This is a genomic window from Streptomyces sp. NPDC039430 (genome assembly GCF_055639435.1).
The window spans coordinates 21,734-33,576 of sequence record NZ_JBVKAK010000003.1 but is presented as its reverse complement, the minus strand read 5'-3'; the positions used below and the strand labels follow the sequence as shown (position 1 = coordinate 33,576).

The window sequence follows — 11,843 nt, the reverse complement described above, 5'->3', positions numbered from 1 at the left end:
CCTGGAAGCTGGAGTTCGACGCTTACGGGTAGGCCGGGGCGGGAACAGGGGCGAGCAGTCGAGTGAGCATGCGCCGGAGCGGTTCGTACAGGGCGCGGGCGATGAACTGCTCCTCCGCGCTCTTCGTGCCGCCGTCGAAGTACGGGTTCAGCACGTCGAGCACGCTGTGCAGCAGGCTGGACGCGGGGGTGTCGGTTCGCGGTGGAACGGCTTCGCGGTTCGGGGCGAAGGCGGCGTCGACGAAGACCACCCTGGCCGGTACGCCGCCGCGCACCAGCCGCCCGATCACCTGCCACATCAGGACCAGCATGTCCCAGGTGACTTGCTCCCGCGCCTCGTCGTCGAGGCGGCTCCACGCCATTGAACGGGCGAGTACCTGGTACCAGCGCGAACGGGCGAGGCGGCGGATCTCGTCGGCACCTTCCTCGACGGTGGCCTGTCCCCGTGCCCAGGTATCGAAGTCACCGCCGGTGACGGCGCGGACGATCCAGTCGTTGACGGCGTGGACGGCCAGGGACAGGTCCTCGGGGTGCGGATTGGGCCGTGCCAGAAAATAGACCGTGCCGATGGCCGCCTCGTCTTCGTCGTTGAGGATGTTGTGGCCCCGCTCCACGGCCAACAGGGGTGCCACGAGGATGTCCGCGTCAAGGTCCTTGAGGTGCTCGACGTCGCCCCGGCGCAGTGACCGGGCGCGATAGGCGGACGGCGCCTCATCCTCCGGGGCGATCTCCTCGTCGTCCGAGACCAGGCACAACACGCTGTCGCGCCAACGGGAGTTGAGATTGTGCAGGGTGTCGGCAACGATGCGCGCCTCGGCGTAGCTGCCGACCAGCAGGAGGATGCGGTCACGGCGCCCCGGGCGAAGGTAGAGCAACTCGCGCTCCAAAGGCCCTCCTTCGGGTGCGTCGTACTCCCCCGCGCCGAGGTGGGTGGCAATGCGGCGCAGCTTCTCGGGACGGTCGTCCGGGTGGGTTCCCGACAGGCGCAGCTTCTCGTCGCCGTCGTCGATGAACTCGAAGCGCATCAGGCTCTCGTTCGCGATGCGTTCGGTCACTTCGGCCGGCGGCTCGATGATCACACCGACCGGGACGCAGACGTGGTAGCGGCTGGACGCGCCCGCCCAGCTGCTACCGGACATGAGCAGCAGATGGGCTCCTGGCCTCCCGTCGACGGAAGCGAGGTGGGGCAGGGCGCGCAGCAGCTCACGTCCGACGCCACTGCACCGGAAGAAGGTCAGCTCACCGCTGCGGACTCCGCCCTCGTCCTCGCCCGGAACCCGGAACTGGAAGCCGAGTACGTTGCCCATCGGGGCCTCGGGCACCATCGGGCCGTAGTCGAGCGGCCGACGGTACATCGTGTTGTAGCCCAGGCTGAGGGCGGCCTCGACGCGGGACCACATGGCGTTGATCATCGCGAGCCGGGGTTCCAGGGCACTGAGCAGCAGCGTGAACTCGAAGCGTTCAGCGAGCTTCTGCCGCCACTGCTCGGGGGTCTGGGGCGGTGGCTTGGGCTTCCAACGGCGCCCACGCTTCTTCTGCCGTTCCTCCTCCTCGCGCTGCCACTCGTCGTACACCTCCTTGTACTTCTGCTTCCGGTCAGCCATGTACTGGGGGTCGATGTGGAAGACCTCGTCCATGACCTCGGTCACGTGGCGCCGGGTGTTCTCCGGGTTGCCGGTATGGAGCAGTTCGTTGAGAAGGGCGGTCAGTCGGCTGAAGTCCTCCTCCGTCCTGCGGCGGCGGTCGCCGAAGGGGTTGTCACGGAAGGCATCGAGAAGCTTGCCGAGGGCCTGTCTGGGGGCGTGGTTCCGATGTTCCGGCCCGCTGCCGTCGGGGAGTTCGTAGCGTTCGTCGAGCAGTCCGAGCTGGAGCGTCCAGGCGCTGAAGTAGCCCGTCCGCACCCAGTTGCGCAGCTCGTACCCGGCGACGAGCATCGCGTACAGCCGGTCCGTGGCCGATCCGGCGGTGTTGAGGGCGGCGGCGAAGGTCTCCACCTCCCGTTCGGAAAGCTGGGTGCGCCCGCTCGCCGCGAGTTCCCGGATCTTGTGCCGGCTCAGCTGGTCGATCAGGCCCTTGTCCTCGTCGCTGGCGAGGACGACGGCGGGTGCGAAGGTCTGGTCAAGCTGCATCTGGACGCGGTCGGCCTCGTCGATGATCACGAGATCGCTGCGGCGGCAGGCGAGTTCGAGGTAGCGGATGCGTTCGCCGTTCTGGGAGCGGGGCGGCGAGGCGTCGATCAGTCCGGCCGGCGTGGCCACCCAGATCAGGGCGCCGACCAGGGTGCGGGCTCCGTGGTGCCGGGGGCAGGCGGACCAGAACGGGCAGCTCGTCGTCCTCTTCTGCCATTCGGAAGCCCGTCCACCGCCCTTGTCGCGCCGCGGGTCCGACGGTGGCCGGAGCCGGGAACAGGGTGCCTCACCGAAGGCGAGCGGCTCGGTGGACGAAGTGGCGCCCTGCCGCCTGATGTTGAGCACGCAGGAGGTCCCGAGGTAGGCGAAGGCCGGGTCATCGTGTGCGAGCAGCCGGTGCTCGCCCCGGCCCGCCAGCCGACGGTGCAGCCGCTGGGCGTGCCGCTCCCGGCCGGAGGAGCCGAGCACGGGTGCGGCGGCGCTGTCGGTATAGAGGTTGTAGAGCCGGACGAGCTTCAGCACCTCCGCAACGTCGGTGACCACAATGGTGGTGCGCTTGCCGAGCTTGGCGAGATGGACGGCGATGATGTCGCGCAGCGTGCTCTTGCCCGCGCCGACGATACCGAGCAGGTGCTGAATCCCGTCGACCGTGAACGTGAAGTCCTCATCCTTGGCGGCCTTGTGGAACGTGCCGTTCTCCTTGGTGGACAAGTCGAAGGCCCGCAGCCGCTCCAGCCAGCGCGGCGGCCTTCCCAGGCCGGCGCGGGCGTGCGTGGCGTCCATCTCCGCCGCGGTGCGCTCCAGGCTCTTCCTAGTGAAAACCAGGGGCTCTCCGCCGCCGGCCGGTTCCAGGTCCATGTCGTGGGCGACGAGGGGAGTGTGAGGGACGGGCGGCAGGTCGACGATGGCCAAGGTGCGGCTGACCGGGAAGGCGTGCGGCCCCTGGCCCGCGACCGGCATGCGTCGGCCCGCCAGCGGCGGTGCGGCACGCAGCAGTTGCTCGTAGACGGGAAAGCGGTCTCCGGCGACAGAGAGTTCGCGGCGGGTCGCGGGCGACTCGGTGTCCGATACGTCGTAGCCGCGCACCCTGGGGTCGAACAGTTGGTAGCTCTCCAGCGCCTCGCGCCAGGTACGGCTCCTGCGCAGCGTCCACAGCGAGTACCGTGCGACACGCAGCGTCTGTGCGGTGCCCGGTGGCAGCGGCGCTCCGTACGCCTCGGCGAATCCGTACCCGCTGAACAACACCCAAGCGCTGCCCGCGGGGCTGCCCGGCATCAGCTTCTGCTGGAGGTACAGGCCGAGTTCCACCTGGCAGAGGGCTTCCAGGGCGGGCTTGGGGGCGGACGGCCCCAGGAACGCCTGGAGTGTGCGGAGTACTTCGGTCAGGGGCGGGGTGATGCTACGCATCGTCGTTCTCCTCTTTCCGGGCCCGTCCCAGGTCGGGCACGAGGTCCACGGGTGTGGTGAGCACCAGCCGGTCCCGCAGGAGCGCGGGAAGGGCGTCGGTGAATGCCTCCCGGTAGCCGTCCCGCCCAGCGAGCACGGCGGGAACCACGACGAGCGTGCGGTCCGCGAGGGGTGCGCTGTCGGTGAGATGTACGGCAAGGAGGGCCGGCTGCAGGCGGTCGTACACCTGGATGTCCACGATCTCGGGACCGGTGTCCCTCAGCCGGTAGGCGGACAGAGGCCCCGACAGTGCCTCGTGTTCGATCCCGGCGCGATCCAGTGCGTCCCGGGCGGCCTCTTCGATCCGGTGCGGCAGTGCGAGGAACGTCCGCAGCGAACGCCGCAGGATCCACGTCTGGTCCGGATCGCGAATCAGATCCGGAGGATCGTCGCGCGGGCATTCCTCCCCCTCGCACCAGATGTCCGCGTCGGTGGCGGACGGCCCGGATACCGGCACGGCCCCGTCCCGAGGCAGCGCTGGGAGCCCGCACGAGGGACAGCGCAGGAAGACGCTGTCGACGAGCAGGGATTCGGGCAGCGGCCCGTAGAATTCCTTGACCCGGCTCCAGACTGCCTTGCTCCAGTCGGACCCGAAGCGATCCCGCTGGCGGACCACCGGGTGGCGGGCCAGGAACCTCCGACACTGCCGGTAGCGCTCCCCCGTTCCGTACCGCACTTCCAGGTCACTTAGAAGTGTGCGGGCGTCCGCCGCCACGCCGCCGTCAGGCCCGTGCGAGGCGACTTCGAGGCACGACCGGGTCGGCATCCGGCCGACCGGGTGCACCAGCGTCGCGCCTGGGGTGACCAGGGAGGCGGGAACCGCGAAGAGCGGATCGTCGGCCGGCCTGGCCCGGCACCACTCCCACAGTTCCGGAAGGCTCCTCGGCGGTGTCTCCCCGACGTCGAGACAGTGCATCACCATGCGGTCCAGCGCACGCTGGGCGAGACCGGGATAGGGCAGGGCGAACGAGCGGAGTCCCTGGACCTCGGCGAGGGCCGCCACCATGCAGGCGAGCTCGCGAAAAAGTTCGCTGCCCACGCCCTCGGGCGCCTCCCTGGTATCCGGCCCGCCGGCCCGGCGGGCCGCCCCCGCCCTCATACCGCGGCCTCGGTGGCGGGCGACGCCGAGCACCAGCGGGCCACTTCGCATCGCTCGCAGGAGCGTCCGGGCACGGCCGCGTAGCGGTCGTCACCGTGCCAGTCGGCCACCATTGCCCGCAGGACTTCCTCGGCCGCGGTCCGGTTGGCGGAGGCGAAGGGGTCGATGATCTCCAGATCGGCGCCGCTGGGGCGCAGCACCTCCAGCTCGACCCGGGCACGGGACGGAGCGCCGCCCAGATCTCCGCGGGCGATCAGCACGACCGCCAGGGCCAGTTGGGGGTAGAGCTCCAGGAGGGGACGGTTGGACCGCCGGTCGGTGGCGGAGGTCTTGGTCTCGCGCCATACCCACGAGCCGGCGTCCCGGTAGAGAAGGTCGGGTGCGGCGATCACCACCACGTTGGCGGCGCTGTCGTGCCGCACCACCCGGGGTTCGGTCCGCACGTCCGTCCCGTTCCCGACGCACCGCAGCGGGCAGACCGCGGCATGCCGCCGCAACAGGATTGCGCCGAGCGTGCGTTCGTGGTCGGGCAGGTCGAATCCGTCCGGCACCCACTCCTCGGGGACCTCTACCGTGCACCGTCGAGGCGATCCGTGGCCGTGCCGGTCGGCGAGGTAGGCGTGCAGGGCCCGGCCGCGCTCGGCCGTCACCTCGCGCTCGACGGAGTCCGCCGTGGGCAGGTGCAGCCGGCGCATGTGGTCGCGGGCCGGGCAGGCTCGGTAGTTGCGTCCGTTGGTCACAGACCAGGTGCGGCGGGGCCGGTCCGGCGCCTCGATGCCCAGCAGTCCGGGCGCCACGCGCAGGGCCGGGCAGGCCGACAGGTAGGGGCATCCTCCGCAGGCGGACCCGGGGCGATATTCCCGTCCGTCCAGTACGCCGGCCAGGGCATCGGGGCCGTGCTCCCGGTACAGGGTGAGCGCCTGCGCCCGGCTGCCGGCGAAGAGCTCCCGCGTACGGCCGTCGAACAGCGCGAACTCCACAATCCGCACGTGCTCCGGCGGAGGCCCGGGGGTGCCCTCGGCCAGCACCAAGGCGACAGCGGCGGTGAACCCGTCGGGCGGCAGGTCCCGGTTCAGGCGGTGCACGGGCAGACGGAGTTCACGGTAGGCACCGTCGGCGGAGGCCAGGCAGCGGCCCCACACGGTGAAGCGGTACTCCTGAGCGTTCCGCGGGTCGGGGCCGGACGGCCGGTAGCGGTACGTCCACGGCTCGGGGACCTCGTTCAGGGGGCGTTCCGGGTTGGTGGGGAAGGCCGCTTCGTACCCCTTCACGCCATGGTCCGACCAGGTCCTCAGGCCGTCGTGCAGGGGCGCGGTACGTGTCCGGGGCGGGCTGCCGGAGGGCCGAGAGCGGGTGTCGCAGGCGGCCATGAAGGGGCCGAGAGCGAAGTGCTCCAGCCGCTCGCGGCGGCGCGGAACGGGGTCGGCGGTGTGGTAGCCGCGGGTCTTGAGGGCGTCGGCAGCGGGGCACCGGAATTCTCCTCCCTTGAACATTCCGGCGGATACCGTGATGACTTCGGAGGCGCGGGTCACCCCATCGGGGGGCAGCCATGGCTGTGACATTTCCTGCTCCATTTCTGTACGGAGGAAAAAGGTTGGCCATGAAGGAGATCGAGGAGATCGGCAATGTGGAGAAGCGCTACGAAGTGCTGGACATGGTCGGTGACGGCGGTCAGGGCGACCTTTTCCTCGGCCGTGACCGCGGGAGCGGGGAGAGGGTGGCGCTGAAGCTCCAGAAGGCCCGGGACCTCGGCCCCGAGAGCGATTTCCACTGGGCTGGCAGGAACCTTCTCGAAGAGGGCTCTCGCATGATGATGCTGACGGGAATTCAGGCGATTCCCGAGATCATCTTCACCGGGACGCACCGAGGGCGCCGATGCCTGATCATGGAATTCGTCGAGGGACGCCAACTGCAGAACGTCCTGTTGGCGGCCCGACCCGTCAGACATCCCGGTGCCGTCGCGTCCGTCATCGGCCAACTGTGCGAAATTCTGCGGGAGGTGCACGACCGGAATCTGGTGCACTGTGATCTGAAACCCGAGAACGTCATCGTGCAACCGGACGGCCGTCTTCGTCTCATCGACATGGGCCACGCGATCATGGCGGACGAGCCGACACTCCACGAGCGCGGCACGCGTGGCTGGGCCTCTCCCGAGCAGTCCGACGCGTGCCCCTCAGGTCTGACGCGGCGGGCGGACATTTTCGGGCTCGGCTGCATCTTGCTGGAGATGACCGTCATGCGGCTTCCCTACGGCGGACTGGAGGAGCGGGCGGAACCGGGCGGCCCGGTGCTGCCTGCCGACCTACTCGCCAAGCTCCCCCCGGAGTTCACCTCACTCGCGCTGTGGATGGTCCGGTGGGAGGCGGAGGAGCGCCCGGCGGATGTCAGTGAGGTGTTCGACCGGCTCCGCCCGTACCTGCCCCGGCTGGGCTCGCGGCGGCCGTCGAAGCGGCTGCGCCCCGACCCGACCGAGTACTACCGCACCCATCCGCCCCGGCTATGACGGCGACCCAGCGGTCGCAGGTCGAACGGGTCACCTCAGACCTTCCAGCAGCTCCCGGACCTCGCGTACGCCTTCGCCGCCCATCAGCTCGCGCAGTACGATGACTCTCTCCAACTCCCTTACCGCTTCTTCGGACTTACCGGCGGACAGCAGGACGTCCGCGAAGAGCAGCCGTGCCTTGTCCTCGTTGGGCCAGTTCTCCTGTTCGCGGTAGATGTCGCAGGCCCGCTGGTACAGGGAGACGGCCTCGTCCCGCTCGGAGCGGGCCAGGTTCACCTTGGCGAGGGTGAACAGCACGTCGGCCAGGCCGCTGCGCTCCACCGTGCGCTCCACCACAGCCAGGGCGTCGGCGCACCGGCGAAGCGCCTGCTCGTGATCGCCCCGGTCGTGGTGGAGCGCGCCGAGGGCGTTCAGTGTGGCCGCCTCCCCGACCGCGTCGAAGACCTCCCGGCACAACTCCAGTGCCTGGAACAGCGCTTCCTCGGCCCCTATCCAGTCGCCCTGCTTGCGCAGGGTGATCCCGAGCCGGTGCAACGACCGGGCCAGACTCAGCCGGCCTTCCTCGCTGTGGTCCTCCTTGCTGAGTCGGACGGCCCGGCGCAGGTGGCCAACGGCCGAGTCGTACTTGCCGAGCCGCCACTGTGTCCCTGCCAACATCCGATGGACCATGGCGCAATCGACCGGGGCGGCGGCGGATTCCGCCGCGTCGGCGGCGTATCGGAGGTTCTTCAACGCATCGTCGAGGAGGTGACGGCGCCACTGATAGGTGACCAGAGCCATCGAAAGCAGCCATTTGTAACGTTCGATGCCCTGGCCGATGGCTAATCGGATGCCTCGCTGGACGGCGGGGTACTCCCCGTCCAGGAACGCCATCGCCTGCCCCGGTTCTGCGGGGTCGGTGACCGTGACCCTTTCGGGCTCGCCGATGGGCAGGGTGCGCTCGTGGTCGAGCACCCGGTCACAGGCGCGGACGTTGTGCAACTGATGTTCCAAAACCTGCCGTACGGTCGCCCGCTCGATGTCCGCCGTCTCTCCGTCCGAACCCGGCTGAACGTGCTGGCGGGCGAAGGCCCGCACGAGGTCGTGCAGCCCATAGCGGTCGCCCTGGAGCTCCACAAGATTCGCTGCCACGAGTTCCATCAGCGCCCGGTCGGTGCGCGCTCCTTCGCCCGCCGTCCTCCCGAGATCCATCACCGCCTCCCAGGAGGCGCTCGGCCCGGGGTGGACTGCGAGCTGCCACAGCAGCAGCCTGGCCTCCTCACCCAGCACGCGCACGGAGCAGTTCAGCGCGGCACGGACCGACAGTTCGTGCTCCGGCAGATGCAAGGTGTCCAGCTTCGCCCGCTCCTCCTTCATCTCCTGTACCAGGGCGGGGATGGTGTGCAGCGGACGCGCACCGCCTTCCAGGAGCCGGGCCACCACGGTAAGGGCCAGCGGCAACCGGCCGCAGAGGCGGACCAGATCGCTGAAGGCCTGGGCGTAGTTCGCCCGGTCCTTGGCCGACACCTTCTCCTGGAGCACCTCCAGGGCGTCCGCCTCTTGCAGCGGCTCCATCTTGTGAAACAGCACCCTTCTCTCGGACTGCAGGCGCAAGAGGTCGTTGCGGCTGGTGATGATCACGGCGCAGGTGCCGTCTCCGGGGAGCAGCGGCAGCACCTGCCGAGCGTTGAGCGCGTCGTCGAGGACGATGAGTACCGAGCGGTGGGCGAGTGCCGACCGCAGCGCATTGCTCTTGCTCTCGGGTCCGGTCACTGTGGTGTAGGGCGGCAGCGCGGCCAGGAACCCGTTCAGGATTTCCTCCGGTTCGGCGGGCCGCACGTCTCCGTCGGCAAACCCGTTCAGTCCGCCGTAGAGCACCCCGTCGGGGAACCGCTCCCGCAGTCGAAGGGCGAGGTGGTGGGCCACCGTGCTCTTTCCGACACCCGCCATGCCGCTGATGAGGACCAACGCCAGGTTGCCGTCGTCCTGTTCCGCGCACACGGCCTCGACGAGGCTGCGGATCAGTTGGTCCTGCCCGATCGGCCTGCGTCTGCTGCCGGGCAACTGGTCGGGTACGGGCGGCAGGAGCGTCCCGCCCGGCTGGTGGACGACTCTCCGGACCTGGTCGATGGCGCTCCGCAAGTCGGCGTCCGGCTTTCTGTTGCGCTTCGTCCACGCCTTGATGAGCCGTTCACGTCGGCGCTCCGGCAGGTCGTCGTGGGCGAGCAGGTAGAACCGGAAGACCTCGGGCAGTTCCGGTGCGCGCTCGAACCATTTCTCCGTTTCCTCACGGAGCCATTTCTCCTCCCTGCACCTCCAGGCAGCGTCCAGCCGGGCATACACAGCGGCCATCAACTCGGCTCGCAGCTCATCCCGGAGCCGCCGGAAACCGCTCCCCGTCAACCCGCGTAGCGGTTCTTCGTCCTCCCACTCCTCCAGGGCCGCTCCGAGTTGCTCGAACCGCGCCCGATGGCTCAGCCCCTCGGCTCTCGCCACCCCGTCGCGGAAACGGAGAAGGTCGACGGAGCCATCTGGTACGCGGAGCGTGCAGTAGCCCGACCTGCCGCCATGGGGCACGACCTCCGGGCCCAGTTGCTTCCGCAGGTCGGAGACGGCACGGTCCACCCGGCCGCCGGCGTTCTCGACGCCCTCCCAGAGGACTTCGGCGATTTCCTGCCTGGTGCTTCGGCAGCCCGGTGATGTCACCAGAAGTGCGAACAGCGCGGCCGGCTTCGAGCTTCCGAAGACCCTTCCGCCGCCGTCCCCTTCGGCTTCGACCGGTCCCAGCACGTGCCCCTCCATCGGCCTTCCCTTCTCCGCACCGGAAGCAGTGGCTCGGCCCCTCGACGGCGCCTCCTTCATCTGTGCGCTGCGGTGTGCCGCTTCACACGCACTTGCTTCTTCACGCCCCCAGGTCTCAGTTTTCCCTCAGTTTCCGCTCCGCGGCCTCCTCTCGTCCCCGGGCACGATGGCACCAGCCGCTCGCAGAAGCGCGAGATGGCGGCGTAGTGATCCATTGACCCATCAGGAAGGAACCGCAGGCCCTATGAACAACCGTCAGCGAAACCGTCGGGCGAGCCGTCTGCGCCAGTCCCCGGACTGGCCGCCGAGCCGCCGTCGTCGGGTAGTCGGCCGGACCGAGGGCACCACGCCGGCGACCCCGCGCACCGAGGCGCCGGACGCCTCACGCTCCGAGACCGACTGAGCTCCATAGCTCGTGGGTGCCCGTCCCGGGCGGGCACCCACCCCCACCTCGGCCCCACCCTCCGAACTCCTCCGACCGGCGAGCTCGCGGCCTTTCCGCACCTGTCACCCGCTCGTGGTCGAAGGCGGCGATTCCCGGTCGACAAGACCAACACCGCATACGTACGCATCAAAGTGGGGCCCTTGGGGCTTCTTCCCGTTCTTTCCGCATCTGGGGTGATGTGACCACCCCGCAGCACTTCAGCCCGTCCAGCACCGTGCCACCTTTGGCACTCTCAGCCCAGAGAGAGGATATTTCCTGATGTACCTACCATCCAGCAGTATGTTCGCCTCGGTGAGGCAGCACTTCGACAAACCCCGGGTCGGCGACGCGGTCCTCGTGACCATTCCTACGGACACCGAGGGGGCAGAGCCGGTCCGGCTGACCGCCGCCGAGACGCACGGAGCCTTGTACGGGCCTGACTCCGAACCGCAGTTCGCCGCCGCGGTCTGGAAGGAGGTGCTCCGCACTGCGCTGAGTGACCTCGCTCCACACGGCACGGGGAAACTCCTGGTGATCTGGCTGGCCCTGCCCCGGTTAACCGGGACGGTCCACCGCGTCTGCACACGCCTTCGTGCCGATCGGTCGGACGTGGAGGCCGAGATGGTCCTGGCCCTCCTGGAGGAACTGGCGGCCCCGGACTCCGCGAGCCAGCTCTCCGACTCCTCCCTGATCCACGCGGCGCGCACCAGGGCATGGCGCTTCGCCCGCCACGGCCTGCGGGAGCTCCCCTCCACCGTGGTCGAGCGCATCGCCCAGGACCACGCGCTCACCGCGTCCGACGGGGAGGCGGACGCTCCGGCCAAGGAGGGCCTGGACGTGCGGGTCGACCGTCCGGACGGCCCGGACGGGCTGCGCGCCTCGCTGCGCTTCCGGGTGCGCCCGGAGCATCTGTGCAAGGGCGCCTTCGCCGACACCGACGGCACGCCGGAGGACCGTTCGACGCATCACGGCCCCCGGAAGAAGCGACGGTCCAGGCGCCGGGTGGGCACCCGGCCGGTCCGCCCTGCGGGGAGGCGAGCATGAACCACCCGGCAGAGGGCCCACTCAGTTTCACCGAAATGTTCGAACTGCCCGTCGCAGTGGATCTGCGCACGGCGGCCCGAGCGCTCGGGATCGGCTCGACGACCGCGTACCGGCTGATCCGCAAGGACGAGTTCCCCTGTCCCGTCCTCCGCGTCGGAGGCAGGTACAGGATTCCGACCAACGAACTGATGCGCACCCTGGGGATCGAGGACGGTCCGCTGTACAGCGTGGACCTGAAACCGGACACGGACAACCCGGGGGCAGGTTTCTGACCAGGTAGGAGAGGAGTGCCTCGTGCCCCCACCGTGCGGCCCCGTGGCTGATGCCACGGGGCCGCACAACCCCCCTCCCCCCCCCCCCCCCCCGTTCCCCGGGGTGCGCTACCCGTGCATCTCTCCCACCACCGAGAGTGACATGC

Annotated in this window: 7 protein-coding genes; 3 read left to right on the top strand and 4 right to left on the bottom strand. The window is 69.5% G+C overall.

What is annotated here, in order from left to right; genetic code table 11:
• Nucleotides 1-22: 22 nt before the first annotated feature.
• Genes ACZ7LS_RS09405 through ACZ7LS_RS09395 form a run of 3 tightly spaced genes read right to left on the bottom strand, consistent with a single transcriptional unit; the run spans nt 23 to nt 6,235 of the window.
• Nucleotides 23-3,535: a pPIWI_RE_Z domain-containing protein gene (locus ACZ7LS_RS09405; protein WP_382874626.1), complete on the bottom strand. Its 3,513-nt coding sequence runs from the start codon at nt 3,533-3,535 to the stop codon at nt 23-25.
• Complete coding sequence (locus ACZ7LS_RS09400) at nt 3,528-4,613, bottom strand: pPIWI_RE_Y domain-containing protein (protein WP_385136848.1); 1,086 nt, start codon at nt 4,611-4,613, stop codon at nt 3,528-3,530. The genes ACZ7LS_RS09405 and ACZ7LS_RS09400 overlap by 8 nt, the downstream gene beginning before the upstream one ends.
• 56 nt (nt 4,614-4,669) lie before the next feature.
• Nucleotides 4,670-6,235 carry a PD-(D/E)XK nuclease family protein gene (locus tag ACZ7LS_RS09395; protein ID WP_385136847.1) on the bottom strand — a complete coding sequence of 522 codons (1,566 nt, stop codon included), beginning with the start codon at nt 6,233-6,235 and terminating at the stop codon, nt 4,670-4,672.
• Between the two features lie 38 nt (nt 6,236-6,273).
• Here ACZ7LS_RS09395 and ACZ7LS_RS09390 point away from each other — a divergent pair, with 38 nt between their 5' ends.
• Complete coding sequence (locus tag ACZ7LS_RS09390; RefSeq protein WP_382970587.1) at nt 6,274-7,176, top strand: serine/threonine protein kinase; 903 nt, start codon at nt 6,274-6,276, stop codon at nt 7,174-7,176.
• Nucleotides 7,177-7,206: 30 nt separating this feature from the next.
• Here the strand turns inward: ACZ7LS_RS09390 and ACZ7LS_RS09385 are convergent, their stop codons facing one another.
• On the bottom strand, nt 7,207-9,945 hold the full coding sequence (locus tag ACZ7LS_RS09385; protein ID WP_385136845.1) for a tetratricopeptide repeat protein: 2,739 nt from the start codon (nt 9,943-9,945) through the stop codon (nt 7,207-7,209).
• A 736-nt stretch (nt 9,946-10,681) separates the two neighbouring features.
• On the opposite strand from ACZ7LS_RS09385, the gene ACZ7LS_RS09380 reads away from it, so the two are divergent.
• Together ACZ7LS_RS09380 and ACZ7LS_RS09375 are read left to right on the top strand one after the other, a co-directional pair.
• Nucleotides 10,682-11,425 (top strand): hypothetical protein, encoded by a 744-nt coding sequence (locus ACZ7LS_RS09380; protein ID WP_385136843.1) that lies wholly within the window; start codon nt 10,682-10,684, stop codon nt 11,423-11,425.
• Nucleotides 11,426-11,460: 35 nt separating this feature from the next.
• Nucleotides 11,461-11,697, top strand: coding sequence for a helix-turn-helix domain-containing protein (locus ACZ7LS_RS09375; RefSeq protein WP_385136841.1), 237 nt, complete (start codon nt 11,461-11,463; stop codon nt 11,695-11,697).
• Nucleotides 11,698-11,843: the final 146 nt, after the last annotated feature.

What these genes read in the sequence shown, in the direction of transcription:
- ACZ7LS_RS09405 (WP_382874626.1), bottom strand. Translation starts at nt 3,535, where the DNA reads ATGCGTAGCATCACCCCGCCCCTGACCGAAGTACTCCGCACACTCCAG.
- ACZ7LS_RS09390 (WP_382970587.1), top strand. Translation starts at nt 6,274, where the DNA reads ATGAAGGAGATCGAGGAGATCGGCAATGTGGAGAAGCGCTACGAAGTG.
- ACZ7LS_RS09395 (WP_385136847.1), bottom strand. Translation starts at nt 6,235, where the DNA reads ATGTCACAGCCATGGCTGCCCCCCGATGGGGTGACCCGCGCCTCCGAA.
- ACZ7LS_RS09380 (WP_385136843.1), top strand. Translation starts at nt 10,682, where the DNA reads ATGTTCGCCTCGGTGAGGCAGCACTTCGACAAACCCCGGGTCGGCGAC.
- ACZ7LS_RS09375 (WP_385136841.1), top strand. Translation starts at nt 11,461, where the DNA reads ATGTTCGAACTGCCCGTCGCAGTGGATCTGCGCACGGCGGCCCGAGCG.